This window comes from Neobacillus sp. NPDC093127, assembly GCF_044754175.1.
Classification (GTDB): domain Bacteria; phylum Bacillota; class Bacilli; order Bacillales; family Cytobacillaceae; genus Neobacillus.
In genome coordinates, this window is the sequence record NZ_JBIVOP010000014.1 from 57,318 (window position 1) to 74,449 (window position 17,132).

General features: G+C 41.9%; 27 protein-coding genes. All 27 read right to left on the reverse strand.

Features of this window, described 5'->3' with window-relative positions:
• Window positions 1-13 precede the first annotated feature (13 nt).
• Window positions 14-781: a phage scaffolding protein gene (locus tag ACIQCO_RS18515; RefSeq protein WP_400431030.1), complete on the reverse strand. Its 768-nt coding sequence runs from the start codon at window positions 779-781 to the stop codon at window positions 14-16.
• A gap of 127 nt (window positions 782-908) precedes the next feature.
• Complete coding sequence (locus ACIQCO_RS18520; protein WP_400431033.1) at window positions 909-1,265, reverse strand: Acb2/Tad1 domain-containing protein; 357 nt, start codon at window positions 1,263-1,265, stop codon at window positions 909-911.
• A gap of 3 nt (window positions 1,266-1,268) precedes the next feature.
• Window positions 1,269-2,771 carry a phage portal protein gene (locus ACIQCO_RS18525; protein WP_400431036.1) on the reverse strand — a complete coding sequence of 501 codons (1,503 nt, stop codon included), beginning with the start codon at window positions 2,769-2,771 and terminating at the stop codon, window positions 1,269-1,271.
• 42 nt (window positions 2,772-2,813) lie between these two features.
• On the reverse strand, window positions 2,814-4,520 hold the full coding sequence (terL, locus tag ACIQCO_RS18530; RefSeq protein WP_400431193.1) for a phage terminase large subunit: 1,707 nt from the start codon (window positions 4,518-4,520) through the stop codon (window positions 2,814-2,816).
• 27 nt (window positions 4,521-4,547) lie between these two features.
• Window positions 4,548-4,985, reverse strand: a complete 438-nt coding sequence (locus tag ACIQCO_RS18535; protein WP_400431038.1) for a phBC6A51 family helix-turn-helix protein — start codon at window positions 4,983-4,985, stop codon at window positions 4,548-4,550.
• 17 nt (window positions 4,986-5,002) lie between these two features.
• Complete coding sequence (locus ACIQCO_RS18540; protein WP_400431041.1) at window positions 5,003-5,332, reverse strand: BC1881 family protein; 330 nt, start codon at window positions 5,330-5,332, stop codon at window positions 5,003-5,005.
• Between the two features lie 37 nt (window positions 5,333-5,369).
• Window positions 5,370-5,711, reverse strand: coding sequence for a hypothetical protein (locus tag ACIQCO_RS18545; protein ID WP_400431044.1), 342 nt, complete (start codon window positions 5,709-5,711; stop codon window positions 5,370-5,372).
• Between the two features lie 674 nt (window positions 5,712-6,385).
• Window positions 6,386-6,904 carry a hypothetical protein gene (locus tag ACIQCO_RS18550; RefSeq protein WP_400431047.1) on the reverse strand — a complete coding sequence of 173 codons (519 nt, stop codon included), beginning with the start codon at window positions 6,902-6,904 and terminating at the stop codon, window positions 6,386-6,388.
• Between the two features lie 430 nt (window positions 6,905-7,334).
• Window positions 7,335-7,760 (reverse strand): hypothetical protein, encoded by a 426-nt coding sequence (locus tag ACIQCO_RS18555; protein WP_400431050.1) that lies wholly within the window; start codon window positions 7,758-7,760, stop codon window positions 7,335-7,337.
• Window positions 7,757-7,945 carry a hypothetical protein gene (locus ACIQCO_RS18560; protein WP_400431052.1) on the reverse strand — a complete coding sequence of 63 codons (189 nt, stop codon included), beginning with the start codon at window positions 7,943-7,945 and terminating at the stop codon, window positions 7,757-7,759. The genes ACIQCO_RS18555 and ACIQCO_RS18560 overlap by 4 nt, the downstream gene beginning before the upstream one ends.
• Window positions 7,942-8,151 (reverse strand): hypothetical protein, encoded by a 210-nt coding sequence (locus ACIQCO_RS18565; protein WP_400431055.1) that lies wholly within the window; start codon window positions 8,149-8,151, stop codon window positions 7,942-7,944. The genes ACIQCO_RS18560 and ACIQCO_RS18565 overlap by 4 nt, the downstream gene beginning before the upstream one ends.
• The gene (locus tag ACIQCO_RS18570) at window positions 8,151-8,330 is read right to left on the reverse strand and encodes a hypothetical protein (RefSeq protein ID WP_400431058.1); all 180 of its coding nucleotides are present in this window, start codon (window positions 8,328-8,330) and stop codon (window positions 8,151-8,153) included. Before ACIQCO_RS18570 ends, ACIQCO_RS18565 begins: the two co-directional genes overlap by 1 nt.
• A 169-nt stretch (window positions 8,331-8,499) precedes the next feature.
• Window positions 8,500-8,859 (reverse strand): NrdR family transcriptional regulator, encoded by a 360-nt coding sequence (locus ACIQCO_RS18575; protein WP_400431061.1) that lies wholly within the window; start codon window positions 8,857-8,859, stop codon window positions 8,500-8,502.
• A gap of 2 nt (window positions 8,860-8,861) precedes the next feature.
• Window positions 8,862-9,590 (reverse strand): hypothetical protein, encoded by a 729-nt coding sequence (locus tag ACIQCO_RS18580; RefSeq protein WP_400431064.1) that lies wholly within the window; start codon window positions 9,588-9,590, stop codon window positions 8,862-8,864.
• A 255-nt stretch (window positions 9,591-9,845) separates the two neighbouring features.
• Window positions 9,846-10,400 (reverse strand): hypothetical protein, encoded by a 555-nt coding sequence (locus ACIQCO_RS18585; RefSeq protein WP_400431067.1) that lies wholly within the window; start codon window positions 10,398-10,400, stop codon window positions 9,846-9,848.
• A gap of 140 nt (window positions 10,401-10,540) precedes the next feature.
• Window positions 10,541-10,744, reverse strand: a complete 204-nt coding sequence (locus ACIQCO_RS18590; RefSeq protein WP_400431070.1) for a hypothetical protein — start codon at window positions 10,742-10,744, stop codon at window positions 10,541-10,543.
• A 24-nt stretch (window positions 10,745-10,768) separates the two neighbouring features.
• Window positions 10,769-10,897 (reverse strand): hypothetical protein, encoded by a 129-nt coding sequence (locus tag ACIQCO_RS18595; RefSeq protein ID WP_400431073.1) that lies wholly within the window; start codon window positions 10,895-10,897, stop codon window positions 10,769-10,771.
• 60 nt (window positions 10,898-10,957) lie between these two features.
• Entirely contained in the window at window positions 10,958-11,143 is a 186-nt protein-coding gene (locus ACIQCO_RS18600) for a hypothetical protein (RefSeq protein WP_400431075.1), read from the reverse strand.
• A gap of 16 nt (window positions 11,144-11,159) precedes the next feature.
• Window positions 11,160-11,537 (reverse strand): hypothetical protein, encoded by a 378-nt coding sequence (locus ACIQCO_RS18605; protein ID WP_400431078.1) that lies wholly within the window; start codon window positions 11,535-11,537, stop codon window positions 11,160-11,162.
• A 29-nt stretch (window positions 11,538-11,566) separates the two neighbouring features.
• On the reverse strand, window positions 11,567-12,106 hold the full coding sequence (locus tag ACIQCO_RS18610) for a hypothetical protein (RefSeq protein ID WP_400431081.1): 540 nt from the start codon (window positions 12,104-12,106) through the stop codon (window positions 11,567-11,569).
• Window positions 12,107-12,116: 10 nt separating this feature from the next.
• Window positions 12,117-12,389, reverse strand: a complete 273-nt coding sequence (locus ACIQCO_RS18615; RefSeq protein ID WP_400431084.1) for a hypothetical protein — start codon at window positions 12,387-12,389, stop codon at window positions 12,117-12,119.
• Between the two features lie 12 nt (window positions 12,390-12,401).
• Window positions 12,402-12,689 carry a nucleoside triphosphate pyrophosphohydrolase family protein gene (locus ACIQCO_RS18620; protein ID WP_400431087.1) on the reverse strand — a complete coding sequence of 96 codons (288 nt, stop codon included), beginning with the start codon at window positions 12,687-12,689 and terminating at the stop codon, window positions 12,402-12,404.
• Window positions 12,689-13,609 (reverse strand): DNA polymerase, encoded by a 921-nt coding sequence (locus ACIQCO_RS18625; RefSeq protein WP_400431090.1) that lies wholly within the window; start codon window positions 13,607-13,609, stop codon window positions 12,689-12,691. Before ACIQCO_RS18625 ends, ACIQCO_RS18620 begins: the two co-directional genes overlap by 1 nt.
• A 66-nt stretch (window positions 13,610-13,675) precedes the next feature.
• Entirely contained in the window at window positions 13,676-14,077 is a 402-nt protein-coding gene (locus ACIQCO_RS18630; protein ID WP_400431093.1) for an HNH endonuclease signature motif containing protein, read from the reverse strand.
• Between the two features lie 175 nt (window positions 14,078-14,252).
• Window positions 14,253-15,947, reverse strand: coding sequence for a hypothetical protein (locus ACIQCO_RS18635; protein WP_400431096.1), 1,695 nt, complete (start codon window positions 15,945-15,947; stop codon window positions 14,253-14,255).
• A 97-nt stretch (window positions 15,948-16,044) separates the two neighbouring features.
• Window positions 16,045-16,827, reverse strand: a complete 783-nt coding sequence (locus tag ACIQCO_RS18640) for an HNH endonuclease signature motif containing protein (protein ID WP_400431099.1) — start codon at window positions 16,825-16,827, stop codon at window positions 16,045-16,047.
• A gap of 2 nt (window positions 16,828-16,829) precedes the next feature.
• The gene (locus ACIQCO_RS18645; RefSeq protein WP_400431102.1) at window positions 16,830-17,066 is read right to left on the reverse strand and encodes a hypothetical protein; all 237 of its coding nucleotides are present in this window, start codon (window positions 17,064-17,066) and stop codon (window positions 16,830-16,832) included.
• Between the last annotated feature and the right edge of the window lie 66 nt (window positions 17,067-17,132).

Below are 17,132 nucleotides of genomic sequence, written 5' to 3' on the forward strand. Positions count from 1 at the left end.
ACTCCTAAAATTTTTATTTTTTCTTTCGTAATTCCAAAATCTCGTTAAATAGTTTGGTAACTTTTCCTGCCAATCTAGGATTCTTTAAAGCTTGTTCTTTCAGGTCCGCGAGCTCTTTTTCCTTCACAGTTAACTCATTCGGATTCGGATGCTTCGCAGGATTTCCCCCGCCACCTGCATCCGCACCAATTGCCGCTTTAAACATCCAAGGTTTCGTCTCCTTCAAGGCTTTTACGGCCTCTTCCACCCCTTTGACATCTCCCTCATCGTCAATTTCGATAGATGACTTATCAAGGAGTGCCAAGACATCGGTTGGATCATTAGCATTAAGCGCGCGGGCGATACTTTTAATCTCCGTATTTAAAATACGTTGATTAGCTGCTTCTTGGGCCTTTTTTACTTTTTCTTCCGCATCTAACGCTTTTTTATCAGCCTCTTCTTTTTCCAACTTAAGCCGCTCCGCTTCATCCATTTGTGACTTTTTACGGTCTGCTTCCGCCTTCTCAAGCTCTTCTAACTTTTTAGCCTTTTCGTCATAGTCTGCGAACTTCTTTTTTTCGCGGGCTAAACGATCAGCGACAATCTTGTCGAGCTCTTCCTGCGTAAATGTTTTTCCTGGTGGGTCTGCAGGCGGTGGATCAGCTGGTGGGTCGTTTGGATCTTCGGCAAAAAGCTGTAAATCCAAAGGCAACAGAAATGGTGACTTTTTCTTTTCTACAACCTCTTTTTCTTTGGAAAAGAGTAACCAAATACTCATAAAATACGATTTTATTAGCTTCATAACTTCCTCCCACGTTTTTAGTCCGAGTAGACTATTAGATTACTAAGCCGATAGTTTTTCGTCATATCGTAGGACATTATTCGGAACCATTAGAAAAGGCCCAACGACTGTCACGTTAGGCCCGGATTTATTTTATATGAGTACCTTCTACTCCCCGATTTTCTCTGCCCATTGTTCGTTTACGCAACCATAATAAAGCTTCTTCGATTTTAGTAATCGCTAGTGCATTTTCACGACAACGAAATTCACTATTCTGGAAACCTTCAAGTCGGGTTAATACCATAACGAGCAAATCCTCATTAGCGACTCCATTCACGCCGTTTTCTTTGATTGGGCCGCATTGGAAATCAATGTGGGAAAGAATATTCCCTTCATGATCTTGCACACTAAAATTATGAGGTGCGTTGAATAAAATTTTGTCCTGGTTCTCGTGAAAAACCTTAGTATATTTGTTAGTTAATAAATCGTGTTTAACTTCTGTCATTTCTTAACCGCCTCCAGTATTGTTATACGGATCCTGCGACTGCCGCATTAAATTTCGCTCCGCGATAATCTCCATGAGCTTGGCCTCGGCATTCTCTTTTCCAGAACGGGTAATCGCGCCCTTAATTGATTCAATTTGAGTAGCGATTTCCTCACCCAATTGCTCGACTAATGCTTTTTGGTCCTGTGGCAGCGGTAACCCAAAAATGATTTTGCTGTAATAATAATTGTCTACTTGAGCAAGCCACTCTTTGTCGTATTTAAAGCGTGGGTGCTCCTGGCGTGCTTTCATATAACGCAAAATATACTCGTTCAACGTCTGTAAACGAGATTGCCAGATAATCCAGGACCGCTGAGTTTTAGAGATAATAGTTGAGAATAATAGCTTCAATGCCATATCATTAATCCCACCAGTTTTCATATCACTGGTATTAACGACAGGTACTTCACTAATCTCATGCAGCGCCTCATACATACGGTCCAAATAAGCCTCAATGGTTTCCTTAAACTTAAAGCCACTTTCCAGCTTTTTAGCTTCTGGATTGTTGCCATCATCGCCGTCACCAAGGTTCCATTTAGCTGATGGGCTAATTCGTAAAGGGTTTTTCGGGTCCTCGTCTACATTCATTAAAAGCGTTATAGCAAACATCTCAAACCTTAAAGCATCCGAATAATCACTCATTTTCCGGTCAATCTCATCCGCTATATTGATCATTTTCTCCAACTCGGAAAAACCGTGTAAATCACCAGATAACTTTTCCGTAGGAATGGGAATCACAGGGATAAAATCAAGCCCCATCGATGAGCGTTCTACTATACTATCCACAACTTTTAACCCGGAGTCATAAACTGCTTCCTCGATTTCGCAATCATAAGCACCAGTTTCCTCATCGCCCTTCCAAACCAGGTAGTATGAGAGTTTCCACAACTTCGTTCCTTCTTCGTCTAACCAAGCAGAAAAATGGATAGCGTCCAGCTGATCCGTATCCCACTCATTGTAGATGGGAATGACCTCGTAGGAAGGGTGCCACAATATTTTTAATTCGCCGCGCCGCTTATCGTAATGTAAACGCGCATACACGCCAGTCCGAGAAATAGACCGGTCTTTTGCTGCGGCTAATAACTTTTCGTGCATCCGATTGTCATCCCATACCCATTGTATGAGGCGCTCCTTTGCTTTCGCCCGACTGTTTTCTGTTTGTTGTTTAGTGGAGGGCTCATACTCAGGTAACAACATGAGCGATGGGTCATCTAAAACGTCCGGAGCAACGGCGACTTTCGGCTCTTTTTCGAATTGCCATGCAGCTATCGTGTCAACTAATCTTCGTAAATAATTGATGTTTAATTGTGTCGGCTCATAGTCCAGGTCTTTCGGTTTTTCATAGCCTGTCCACACATTAAGTGAGCCTTCATAACGTTTATAAAGCTGTATTTCTTCAACAATTCGCTGGTATTCGTTATAACCAAACGCTATCTGCAAGGGTTGTTCAAAAACAAAGGGGTTCATTAAATTTCTGTCAGCTAAAACGATGGTAATCCCCTCCTTTCTCTAGTTTGCATATCTATAGGATCCGGCGTTACCGGCTTTTCGTTTCTTCCTTCCACCGGCAATAGAAAAAGCCATCTGCAAAGCATCTGGCCCGTCATCGTGATTATGGTTCGGATACAGCTCAAACATTTCGAGTAATAAAAGCTGACTTTTTTTAAATCGTATTTTCCCACTTTGAATATCAGGCAAAAGAGATTCAATCCGAAGCGCTTTTCGTGTTCGCTGCTTAATTTGTTTAAGTCTAGTTTTCGATGGGTAGCCTTCTTTCTGTAGCGCTTCCTCTAACTTTTCTGCCCACCACTCCTGAGCTTGCTGCGCTTCAACAGCCATACCCTCATATTGATATTTAAGAGTCAATTCCACTGATTTTTCTAGTAACCTATCAGGATGTACCCGCTCAATAAAGGCATCAACCACATAACAGATTTGCGTTTTTCGATTTCTGGCCAACGTGATAATCGCACCGTAGTCGCCTTTTTCTTTCCCCATCGCAAAGTCAATTCCGCAGAAATGGTCAAATTCTTTTCCCTCTAAATCTGAATCGACGTAATAAACTATTTGCTCCGGCTTAAATACCTGGGACTCCTCATCGATAGGGTTACCTTGATATTCCTGATTAAATGCCCGGGTACCCATATCCTCTCGTTTTTCCATAAAGTATTTATACGAGTAACGTTGCGGCCATAATACTTTCGTGTCTTTAAGCATCTCTTCTTCGTTTTCTGCATAAAAAGCATCAGCTCGTTCTCTCGAATCTTCACGATCTTCGTTGTACAGCTGTCGCCATTCTTCCCAAAGGTCTCCGCGTTCCGCCCAGGACAAAATAGCTGGAAACTTCCGCGACGTAAAATCTTTACGCTTGGTTAAAACGTGATTTAAAAGCGAATCGTAATGGACGATGGTACCCATATAAATGCACGTACCGCCAAAGCCTAAAGCTTCCAGCATTTCCGACCGAAACCAATGTAAATTCTTTTTTCGCATTTCCGGAGTGCCTGTATTTTCGCCAGATTCTAAATCATCGAGCAAAAACAGATCAGGTCTATAGGATAAATGCCGCAGGCCCCGCATCTGGGTGCCTGTTCCTTTGCCCTCTACTTTTGTGCCAGTTGATGTAATGAATTCGTATTTATTATCGACTTCATTCATCGCAGGCCGTGGATGCAATAATGGACCGAAATCATCTCGAAGTTTTTGATTAAACTTCAGCTGATTTACAGTCCATTTAATAAAGTCCCCCGCTACGTCGGTAGTCTCTGAAACCTCTACAATATATTTTTTATGTCTGAATACGACTTCCTTACACAAATAAGCATTAGAAAGATACGCTGTTTTCGCGTGATTCCGCCCCACTGACCAGCCTACGTTTGTATCAATCGTCCCTCTCGAAATTTCATCAAGGAGCCCGCAAAGTTCCTGATGAAACTCCGCAGCACCCTCTAATGTTTGCCCCGCAGGTATCAAGTTCGATTCATTCTCCGGGTTTCGGTCATCACTAAAATACTCATACGTCATATAAAGCGTATCAAACTCCGCTCGATGTACCCGTTTTAGCTTTTCCAGCAATTCCAAATTAAGTTCCAGCTGATCAAGGTCGAAATTTGTAGCATCTGGACCCGCTATTACTTTCTGAAGTAATTTATTCTCCTCTTCTAGATCATCGATGCGCTGTTGTCGCGCAGGTCGGTCGAGCCAGGTACCATCCACATACGCCAAAACAGCGCACCTCCTTTTTTAGACATCAGTGGCATCGCCATTAGACCCCAGACGCTCCAACAAAGCCGCTTTCCTATCTTCAAACGATACTTCTGAGCGCTTATCATTAATCGTAACCTCACTCTTGTCGTTCAATTCGCCCATACGCTTCAGGTATAATTCGATACCCTTCATCGAGCCGTTTCTGATGCCTTCTACCAATTTTGAGAAGACCAACGGCAGCTGGGAGTCAATAAAACCTGAGGCAAGATGGTTTTTATACGCGATAAAATTCTCGTCTTGCGTATCCCATCGATGGAGCTGCATACGAGTGACGCCTACTTCTTCAGCAATCTGATCTTTTGTTTTTTGCCGTTCTTTCCTCGGTGTAAACTCATATTCCACTAACAAAAGCGCCGCTTGCCGTTGCCCTGGCTTAAAATAACGTTCGTCAAATTTGAAACGTGGATTTACCATTATCCACCGCTCCTTTCTTAATCTGTGTTAACAATTATCTTTGCAGGTCCTTCTATCACAAAAGCGCCGCCTTCATAACTGTTGTCGATTCGAATTTCCGCAGTACCTCCGTGCGCATCGATAACATATCCTTTTACACCTGCACGTTTTGCCAACTCTTCATGCAATTCCGCAGTTGTAAAAAGGCTAATCAATCTGGTTTCTTGCAATGATCTTGTTAATGTATCTAGCCCTTTGATTACCCCATTTGTTTCACGCTTCAATGCTTTTAGCCCTTTTAAGGCATCCGATACATCAACGTCTACCTTTACACTTAAACCTTTGTTCGACTCGCGCTTATCTGCCATGTCACAACATCTCCCTTTCCCAAAATAAAAAGCACCCTTATTCGGATGCCACCAATGTTTTTAATCCGTCCATTCTTACCTTCAACTCGGACTTCATTTTTTCTAAAACCACGTACTGATCATCGATAGCTTTTTTGTACACTTCTTCCGACAAGCCAGTATAGCTTTTCTTTTTTATCTGCTCGTGGAATCGTTTGATTTCCTTCTGCATTTTCCGGGCTTGCTTATCTGTTACGAAAGAAATGTATTTGTGCCCGCAATTCGTGCAGCGAAAATACGTTTCGATGACGTAGCCTTTAAATCTATGGGCTGGATGCTCGAATTCTCGTAAATGGATCGTAAACTCTTTTTCGCATTCGTCACAGGTAACTCGTGTCACTATTTTCGCAGCTCCTTTCTAGTAAAACGCCCCCGAGGTTAAAAATTTTGGTAGAAATGTTCCGGTACCAGGAGAGTCAAAATATGTCGAAAACCGCCCCGGGGGTAATTGTCAGAATATTTTATGATTTAGAAACAATTAGGACGCATGTTTATTCATTGTTTTTGCATGGTATTTTTGCATAAAGATGTATATTGTATTCAACATAATTACGTAAAATAAATCTTTTCTGCAATTATGTCAATACACAAACGTTGATATGACAGCGTTTGTTCATTACGAAATATTATCTGTTATGCAACTTCTTATACACCGTTGATACGGCAGCGTTCCTTTACCCAGTTGCGGTGTTATTTCCCAGCTTTCTTGCATATGCTTCGATACACGAAACATCTATATCTTGCATAGAAAATGTATAGGCAACTCGTCCCACTGATCCAGACCCCCGAAATTTAGGACCTCTCTCCATGGTGAACGCAGAAGTTGATAGGATTGTAACGTTTAATTTTATAGTATGCCTAGTATCTACCTAATTATATAAGGGCTTTTTTACGTCGTTACAACACAAAAACCCCCTTCTATCTTTTGGTAGAAAGGGGGTTTTCATAGTATCTCACACTATCATTATAACTCTTTTATATAGACTTGTATCTGACATCTTTTTGACATGGAACCTAGTCGATAAAACGGATGCCATCCACCCCGAAAACCAATGACGTTAAGGCTTTGACAGCTTCCTTAATATCTCGGTGAACTGTGCGAGTTACGACGTTATGACATTTTGCTATATCTTCGACGGTCAGTTTGTCTTGGCCGATGTACAGTTGGTAGATGGTTTGACACTGCCTTATTTCCTCTTGGCGACCAGATTCTGCTGAAATAATCTCGTAAACTCTAAGCATTTTGTCAATGAATTTTACCATAGCCAGAGTTCGCCGCTTACTTCTTTTGATAGCTTCTACAGCCAGCTCATCTACGTCTAATTCAACAATTAACTCGTCATCACTTAATTCTAACTCGGCCTCTACATTCTTGCAGTGGGAAACGAAGGAACGATAATTCCGCAACAGTAGTTTAGTATTCCGGATACGACGATCGCGCCTTACTTTTTGCTCCTTTTTCTTTTCTTCTTCCAGGTAATCGAATGCTACTTTCACGGCTGTTTCGGCAGCCACTTTTGCAATGTTCTCCATTAGCTTAGGATTTCCTTTAGACATAAAAACTCCTTTCCCAGCCTTTTAGAAAAACTCCTTACATTAGTATTAATAAATACTATATATAACTATATAAATAATAATATTATATATAATATAAATAATATATAAGGTATATAAATCTTTCAGGGGGTATTGCTTTCTCTTTTCAGGCTGTAATCATTTTTTATCCTTAGTTACCCCTACCTTTAAAAAATGCCTTTATATATTTTTTCTCGCTTTACCACAAGCGGATAACCGCTGTAAACTTCCGTATTTCGTCATTTTCACTCGTTTTAGCTGATTTTCATTTCGTTAGTTCCCTAGTAAATTAAGAAAAACAAACTTCGATTTTCTCCCGTTTACTCTGTTTTTCTCCGTTTCTCATTTTCTACCGTACTTCGAATCTAGTTTTTCGCCTCCCATTTAATCATGTGTTACCTCCTACTAAGCGTCCCCCTACTGGCACGGTAACCGCGAGATCCACCGGCCAATGATACTGATACACTCTTCCCTGAACCGTTCCGCGCTTAATGCCGTTCCCTTCCGCGATGAGATAATCGTTTTCTGTAATCTTGGCTTTTCTTTCGTATTTACCTGGCAAGGCACTTGGAAATGCAACAGCCTCATCTGGACGCATCCCTTTTTTAATACGTCGGTAAAACGTAGCCATAGAAATCCCTGCTTTCTTGCACGGATCCTTATATTTCGAAAACAATTTTTTGTAAGACGTTACAGGCTTTGTAACAGCGTCCTCCACTTTCCAGCCGTTTGTGTAAAATCGTTGGTAGGCGAGTTTTCGGCTGATTCCATTGGATTCTGCTTTTCGGTAATCTTCTTCGGTCAAGTAGTTCATACGTCGACCCCTTTCTTCTTTAGAAAGTTTTTCGATACGTCGGTTAACTCGTAGGTGAAGGGTGTTTCGCCTTTCTTGATAAAACCCGCCTTTAACAACTGTGCCATCCATTCGTCTAGCTGGGTGCCGCTAATTGTACCACCAGCTGCGGCGATCGCTCTAAGAAGCGCTTCACTGCCTTTCATACGTCGTTTACAGTCTTTTTTACGTCGTTTTTTGTTGCCGACGTATTCAGGGCAAAGTCATATTTATAATGGCTTTTTCCGTGAAACGCCACACGCAGCAAGCCTTTCCCTTCCATTTCCGTTAATTTATTTATAAAGAACATGGAGGAGACTTTCCCGCCTTCTGCTTTGATGATTTGCGTAATGAGCGCTTCCGTTTTATTCATTACGCGCTGCCTTCCTTGCACTTAGTTACCGTGATAGGATCTATAACAGCCAGGCATTTATAACCACGTAGAGACAATTTCAGTTTTTTTAGTTGAGCCCTTTTTACGTTATCTGGAGTCACGACAATTTTCACCTCATCACCCGTTTTAGGGTGCCTGTACATATACCATTTTTCCATGAGATCACTTCCTTTTCTTAGGTCGGTATTGAATCGCTTTATATTTGGCGAGATAAGCTAGATACATGGCGTTAAACCCTTTTACCAGGTGGTAGTCTTTCGTAGTGCGGCTGCGCCAGTCCCAGAAGGAAGAGACAGCTTTAAAGTATGCTTTCTTGAGCTTGTCCACCTACAGCTTTCCCGCCTTTCGTAGCTTGATAATGCGCATTTCTATCCCTTTATAGGTGCGGTTTAGATTGGTAGCGATGACTTTGTAAGGGATATTTTCGTAGTACATTTTGATTAACAATTTGTCTTCTGTTTCTTGCCAGGCTCCTGCCCATCCTTGTTTCCCTGAACTGAACACGTGCTCCAGCTCTCGCACTCGCTGTAGGAGGGTTTCATAATATCCAGCAACCGGTTCTTCTACCTCGATAGTCGTGAAGCGGTGGCCGCAGGATACACACTCCCTGCGGCGCCTCTTGGTGTCTTTTACGTTTCGGCTGTTAACTGTTCTAAGATGCGATTCTTTACATTTAGGGCAGATCATGATTATTTACCGGCTATAAAATAGTTGCCAAAGGAGTCGCGGTCAGGGAATCCTGAATCAGCTGCCGGACGTTTCTTTAGCTCGGATTCACAGCTGTGACAAGCAATGATCTCTTCCTCAAAAGGCAGGTATCGTTTTCCTTTATTTCCGCAGTGAGGGCAATCGTAGCGGGTACGGTAACACTTAATTCCTTCTTTCAGCTTAATGCCTGTTTCCCAGAAACTCGTATCTTGCTCATCAGTCTTGATTTTGGCAGTTTCAGCAAGGCTAAACGTGTTACGGTCATTTCCTAACGGCAGCTGTCTAGGTCTGCGTTCTTCTTTTTTCTGCGCCTGTTCCAACCAAGAAGATTCAAGCACATTCACGACTGCTTCAGTTACCGGCTTAGTTTCCATAGCGACGACGATTCGGGAAGGATTCCGTAACTCGGTAATAAAACGTAAGTCGTTCACGGTAATGAAATCGAATAGCGCATGAGTGAGACGGTCAACGAGGTCCTCTTTGTTGTATTTGTCCATGCCGTATTCGTGTAAAATTCCATGAATCGATTCATGAAGCAGAACTTTGCTGGCGTATTCCTTTTTCATCTGATCAGAGAGCAGAATTTCCTGTTCCCAATAGCGTATTTCTCCTGTTACGTAATCACCGTTTGGTAGTTCTTTTACCATGCCTTCCATTACTTTAATTTCGTATGGAACTCCGCCGATAGTTAATGATTTTGGTAGATTCATTGTTTTACTTCCTCCCTTTTTTACGTCGATGAATTACATTATTACTTTTCTCCAACCACCTACGTTCGGTATTTTGCATTTATACCCAACGTTAATTCCATAATGTTGAATGTAATAAATACCGCATTTCTTACATTTCCATAGGTTTGATTGTGTAGTTTCATGCTCAGCAATACAGTTATAATCATGTTTACAAAAGCATTGTTTCAGCCCTAACATCATTTCACCTACTTCACCTTTTGTTCGAAGTATGAACTAACTCCACTGCTCAGCCATAGCTGCCGCAATACCTAGATAAGTTCGACTTCTTTCTTTCCACCTGTTTTCACCTGGTGGCATTTTATGAATACGATCTAAACGACCTTCAACAATATTTGTTGGATTTAACAAAGGCAAATTCTTAAGCCACAAACCTGTTTTTTTCGTTTCTCCATGTCCAAATTGCCAAGGCTGAATATATTGATCTGCTTTCCTAATCCGACTTGAAATAATCGAAACAGGGTTCTCTATAGCTATTTTTTCAATAGGTAAAGCCATAAGCCACCTAACAAAATCTAATGCTTCTTGTTGCTCTTTTTGTTTGTCTTTGAACCATCTAGCACCACTAATAGCTAAATGAGTACATGGAGGATGACAGACAGCCAAATCAAATTGACTCCAAAAACTTAAAGGTAGTTCTTTAACATCACCCTGGTAATGTGCTCCAGGTAATTCCGATTCAAGTAAATCAAAAGATACAGCTTCATGACCTAACCTGGTAAAAGCTTCACGAACAGTACCGCTAAATTCACAGATAACAGCAACCTTCATTTTCTTGTCTCCTTTACGCCTAAATTTCCGTCGATTGTGACTTACTTTTTCCGTCCCATTTCACTTAAAAAACCGAAGATGATTACTATCCAAATAGTTGTCCACCAAGGGTGTGCATAAATTACTTCCACTTTTTTCACCTACCCATTAAACTTAGATCCACGCTTGCCATTTTTATAATGAGGTTTCTGAGTCTTAGCAGCTTCATCTTTCAACTTTTTAACAAGTCTGCGGAGCTGTTTCACTTCTCTTTTCATGTTCAGATTTGCCCTTTTAAGTTGCTTATTTTGGAGAGTTATTGCCCCCAGCTTTTCTGTTAACGCTTGGTACGCTAAATCGTCCATGAGCCCAACCCCTTAGACTGTGCTTTATTTATTTGATACATCATCCTCATTAAGCTTTTCGTTTAGCGCCTTTTTCCAGCAATCTTCGCACAGGAAGTTTTGATAAGACGGGACATGACCGCCACATTCAACGCACTTTTTTGAACTATTCATCCAGAATCAACTCCTAGTATTTGATAGAAAATTTGAGTCATTCTAAGATGTTGGCATACATTACCGATTCAGCGGTCCCCTAACAAATTTGATATGGTACTCGCCTTCCGGTACCTCGGTCCACGTAATCCCATAAACGGTAAGCAGCGTTCGAAATTCCTCTGCGAATTCGTGCATGACCAAACAGCTCCCATAAAACATGAGTTCTTCATATCTCCTGCGCTGACGCCTCTCAACTTTTATCACATAACCGACCTCCGCTTTAGTGATTCCAAAAGGCTAAAAGTGACGAGAGTAATAAAACGACGCTAATCGAAAACCAAAAATAGATTCTTTGTTGTTTCTGCAAATACCGCATGTCCTTTATAAGGAAATTACGTTCCATCTTATAGGCTTCTTTCATCTGCTTTTCCGCCTCATACATATTCTTATAAACCTTCGCTTCCATATGAGCCTCTTGAACATCCTCTGTTAGGTTTTGCAGCTGTTGATCGTTTTGCTTCATTCCTTTTAGGCTTCCTTTCCGAACTTCCGGTGGTTGTTTCTTTTTGATTTTAGTAAGCTGGCGCTTGGTATTTTCTAGTTGCTTATCATTCTTACGTCGGTGGTACCCTCTGGCCCAGCTGTGTTCTTTTTTCATAACGCAGCCCTCCGATTTTAAATAAAATACTAAGCTAAAATTGCCTTTCTCCAGTCCTCAGCTGTTACTTTTCCACCCATAACCATTCGAATGATAAGTTTTAACAGCGCATCATTTTGGGAGATACGGCCCTTCATTTCTAGAAATTCAATCCATTCACCAATGTGAAGGCGTACAGCTTGGTTGGTAAAAAGCTCAATTCTTTGGTGTTTCCATTCATTTAAGGTAAATGGTTCGAACCCATAGTTAATAAAAGTGTTAACGAAAATGACGTATTGAACGGTATAGATAAACAGATCATCAACCGAATTACGAATCCCTTCGTCCTTTACTTGGAGCTCTCCACGCTTGATCCAGCTGCGGAGGCGGTCTAGCTTTTTATCCACTTCCCATGCCCAAAGCGTGCGAGCGTCAAGCTCCATCATTCCGCGCATAAAGCGGCTTTCGTAATCCGTATCTTTTTGGATGAACAGCGTAACAGCCTGATTAATGAACTGTGTCCAATTTTCCGCAACCTTTTCGCTTTTCTTCATCCGGTTAAATAGATTTTCATAATTATTTGTAGACATCACTAACCTCCTACCATTTTTTAAAACAGCTGTGAAATAAGCTAGCTTCATATTTTGGGAGACGCGTATTTTTAATCGTTTTCAGCTGGTCGACTACCTGGTTGTAATCTTTCCTAAACGGGCTTACAGTGAAATAAAGAATTAACGGGTTAAATGTTCCTGCCGGGTGATTCTCTGGCAGTCTTTCGATAACCCCGACGATACGACCAGGAGGCTTTTTAACATTACCTAAACGGTCATGCGCTTTATGAGTGGTGGTCAATTTTACGGCATTTTCTTTCATCACCAAAGCCTCCTATTTATAGCCTCGTACAGTTTCGGCCCATTTTGCGGCTACTGCAGATACTTGAATAAGTTCCATATACAAGTTGCTTGCATCGGTTGTCTTTTCCGCAGGGGTCCCTTTCTGCAGAGCCTGGCACACTTCCCCAACCTCTTCTACAAGAACGGCGAGCCAATCGGCATTTTCATTTTTCGATTGATGGCCGTACTTCGCAATTTGTCGCCATCGTTCCGCCGCTATGTCATCAATAACCTTTTGCATGGTACGGAATACTTGATCCGTACTTGGTGTCTTTGCCATTAGCTGTTCATCCTTTCATCTATCCATTTACCGAAATCGTTCTTATCACCCCAGCGGTAGCCTACTGAGGCATCCGCAATAATCGGCACAGGGAAATTCTTTAGAGGTTCTCTTTCCATACAGTCTTTCACCCAGTCACCGACTTTCTTTACCAGCTGTGGATTGTCATCGATTTCGAAAATGATTTCGTCATGGATTTGGGCGATCATGTCGACGTGGCCGTGTTGGAAAATCGATTCATTAACTATTTCACTAGCGGCAGCCTGTCCTAATTTCTGTACTTCTTTTTCCCACTCGCGGGCATTAAAAGTGTCTTCTCCAATTTTGTCGTATACATCGTTCTGAGCACGCTTCATGATATCTGCAGCGCTACCCTGAATTGGTGTGTTTGCTGCCTGCCTTTCCGAACCGCCACGTTCTTTACGGCCAGGGCTGTTAATTCCGGGGAGCATCCGAATGTAGCCGTATATCGTTTGAACGTAGCCTTTTTCCCTGGCATCCAGTACGATGTTCCGCTGGTATTCAGGAATTCGCTTATAGGCGTTCTTAACAGCGTTAACGATTTGTAAACAAGCATCTAAGCTTTTTCGAATTAAGTATTGGGTTTTAAATGTTGTTTGCAACGCGTGCTCCGTGCCGCCATATGAGATACCGAAGTTGCCCGCCTTGGCATCTGTTCGTTCTTTTTTCGTAATTTCACTTTCAGGTTTTCCTGTCATTACAGAGGCGGTACGTCGGTGCATGTCACCGCCTGTATTAAACAACTCTGTCATGACTTCGTCGCCTGATTTCCATGTCATTAATCGAAGTTCGAATCCTGAAAAGTCAATAAAGAAAAGGACTTTACCTGGTTTCGGTATAAAGAAGTTTCTAATTTTAAATTCATCGTTATCAGGTCGCGGAACATTCTGGCCATTCATTTGTTATGGTAGGGCTCTTTATCCCTACCTCTCCGGGTTTCCCAAACGGAGTATCAGACTATATCATCAACTTGTAAACTGCCCTTTTTCATTTCTTGGTCTTGAAGCATCGTGAATTTTCATATGTTCAGACCTATTAACTAGTTCAAGGTTATCGGGGTGGTTGTTCCATTTATCTCCATCAATGTGATGAACGATTTCATGAGGCCGTAATTTCCGACCTAATGTGTATTCCATAACTAATCGGTGTAACTCTATCCGTTCACCATACGAAGAAACCGCCAGGTACCCTTCTTTATGATCAATAACTCGTACTCCTCTGGCTGATCCTCTTCGTAAAATTACCAGCTTCGAAGCTTTGTGCCGAATAGCTGATTCTGTTTTTTCTAATGCCTCACTACAAAACTTGCATCCTTTTAATTCGTAATAATCTTGTAGAAACTTAATCTCCTGTTCTGTCCATTTCATGTTTCTATTCCCCCGAATAGTTATTTACAAGTGCCTGGCGCTCGTGTCGGTTTCTTCCGTTCTGGATTACTTCCGTTAGTCGTTGCACGTTCCCTACATCCCTGTAGGGCTTCGCTCATGATTAGCGTAGCTTCCGCCTTAGCCTTCCATGAATTCACCAGGTTTTCTTATGCAGTCACCCGCATAAGCCCCAATGTAGTTTAGGGTTAAAGCTGTTTGTTCTACTTGTTTCCGTAAACGTACTGTAGCCGGCATGAATACGTCCGCTACGATCATTAAAATACTTCTCTCGGCCTTTGATGTGGCTACTTAAAAGCGTCGAATATTTCTGGATTTTCTTCAGCTGCTCTAACAGCTGAAGTCCTGCGCCTTTATATGGATGTGGCTCCCGTTTGGCTATGCGGATTGACTGCCGTTCATCCTTACTTAAAGTAGGGTCCTGCTCTGGATCGATTTCCTCCCATCCTTTTGGTAGTTTCACACCTAGATATTTTTCTTCATCAATACTCATTAGATTGTTTTCGAGCATGAAGATCATATCGATGAGGCCTTCCTTATCTAGACTTGCGTCACCAGTCTTTTCGGACCATTTCGCGGCCGGAAGTTTCATCACATCAAAGATGACATGTTTTACTTCATTCGTTTTGCCTGCCGCGCCTGTGTTCACTTCTAAGCCGGTAGATTCTTTAATAATTTCTTTGATTTTGTCGGCCGCTTGTTGCTGCATGATTTCCGCTTCCTGCGCTTTTTGGGAGGCTAAATCTTTATCCCATGCCATGCCCCAGTATTCCATTAATCCGATGACCCGTTGGAACGGCATTTCGATTTTATGCAGCCATTTATCATACCGTGGGATCTGCTTTGCAATCTCGCGCCAGTAAAGATAATGCTGCAGACCGTAATCGCTGTCCTCTGCTGAATATAGAAGGCCATCTCCCTGACTTGCATCGATTTCATCGAAGAAATCAGCCTGATGTTTATATAAAAGAGCTGTAAAATCGTTCATGTTTACACCAAACGTGTTCTTTGTCGCCGGTTTTAACCCCCAACCTCTTGAAGGCTTTTTCGGGTCCTGTATTTTTTGCGGTGCTACCACCTGCAAGCAACGTACCCACATCATTAAGGGATCCGCTACAGGACCGACCACGTACCTCCCATAACGAGCCAGGTATTTACTTTCGAACGTGAAGTTAACGGCAATCTTGATAACTTCTTTATTCATCAAAATCATTCGTTCAAACGTATCCATGAAGACCTCACGGGCTTTATCACGGGTTAAGTGTGGCTCAAAGACTTGTCCCTTTTTATGGCTGATTGGAACGACTATTGCTTCATGTGGTTCAGCTGATATAGATGCTGTACAGATTTCGCCTTTCCATGGATCCAATGGAGTCCTAAGATACGCTTTCCGGATATCGTCAATTTCTCCATTTACCTCTTTAATCACAGCCTGCAGTTTTTTAATTTCCTTTGATATGGCATCCTTTTCCTTTTTAGTAGGCTGGGCATCTTCTTTTTTGAGAAGTTCATCCATTTCTGTTTCTAGGACCGCTGTTCGTGAAAGTAATGGTTCCACATCGATTAGATACTGTTTTCTCGTATCTTCATCAGCCGCTGTCTCCCAGTCAAAGCTGGCGAATCCTGTTTCCTGGCATTTCTTGAGATATTCCTCTAATTCATTTACGGAAAGGATAGGTCTGTAATCTTTCACCTGCTGCGGTTCAATTTTTGGCCAATTGATTTTAAATTCTCCTGGGCGCAGCTTGGTTTCCATTACCCCGCCTAGATTACTTTTAGGTGGGCTTTTTGGATTGCTTTTCGTTGTGCTCGCTAAGGTCTTCGGTGTTCCAAACAATGAACCTAATTTCATGAATTGCATCCTCCTTGTTCGATAACTTTTGTTATCACTTTAGGTAAAAAATTTTACCTACTTGGTTCTATTTTTACCTGCTTGTCCATAGAATCTATTAAGCTTTCTTTCTCCTAGCGCTAATTTTGCTGTATATATCAGCGATAACAATCCCAGTTTTGGTCAAATCCGCATCCTTGTGTATCAGGGCGCGCCTGTTTAGCACTGCCAGTTGTTTATTGGTTATGAGGATTAAATTATCTAACGCTAAGTTTTGTTTGTTCTGGTCCGCGAATAGTAAGACGTGTCCACGCGGGATTGGCCCATTAACTTCTTCCCACAGCACTTTGTGTTTATGTCTCCAGCGCTTGTGCCAAGGACCATCATCGGATACTTTGATTAAGAGGTATCCTTCCTGATCAATTCTTTCGCTACCAACAGGTTTATAATTGTTGGGGCGCTGTCCTTTTTTGAATGACGTTTCATTACCGCCGACATTGTACAGACCTTTTGTACCTTTGTTTGGAGGGGCTTTACCCTCGGTTCCTTTTAGCCCGCTTGAAAGTCTGTGTCTGTTCTTCCAAGCCTTGATCTGTTTCGTTGCGACTGATAGATTAAACGTTCTATTTACCAAGTCTGCTAATTCTTGATTAGATAGACCAATCACATTTTCCTGAATAAAAGCAACTTGCTCTTTTGAGAAAAGACGTTCAGGTTCCGTTCTTCTTTTTTTGGGGACGTTGCTTTGAATCTTATAATTAGCTTTAAAGCTTTTTATCTGCCCTTCTGTAACTTGTGCCCCAAACTTTTTATTAAACAATTCTGCGATTTCAGCATTGTATCTGCCTGGAGCAACCTCTCGAATAAAGTCCCGTTGTTCATTAGAGTACTTGTGAGGCATGGTTACCCCTCCAGCATTTTTGGTTTATCTTTTTCTACTACTGTACGCCCATCACCGTTATAAGCTACCTGAGCCTTTAAAACCAAATTGCCGTTTGCAATAACTTGAGAGGCAATTTTTGATACTGCTTCAGCTCTCTTGATTTCTTCAGTTAGCGCCTCACCTATAACGTCCTCGTCGCTTAGGCGCTCAAGCTGGGCGAACAGATGATTGTTCAAATCCCCCAGAGTGTTTTTCATTTATTTCATTCCTTTCTTTGACCGAGTGTTTTTCGTGACCCGTTAGCGGACGCTGCCATTTTATCC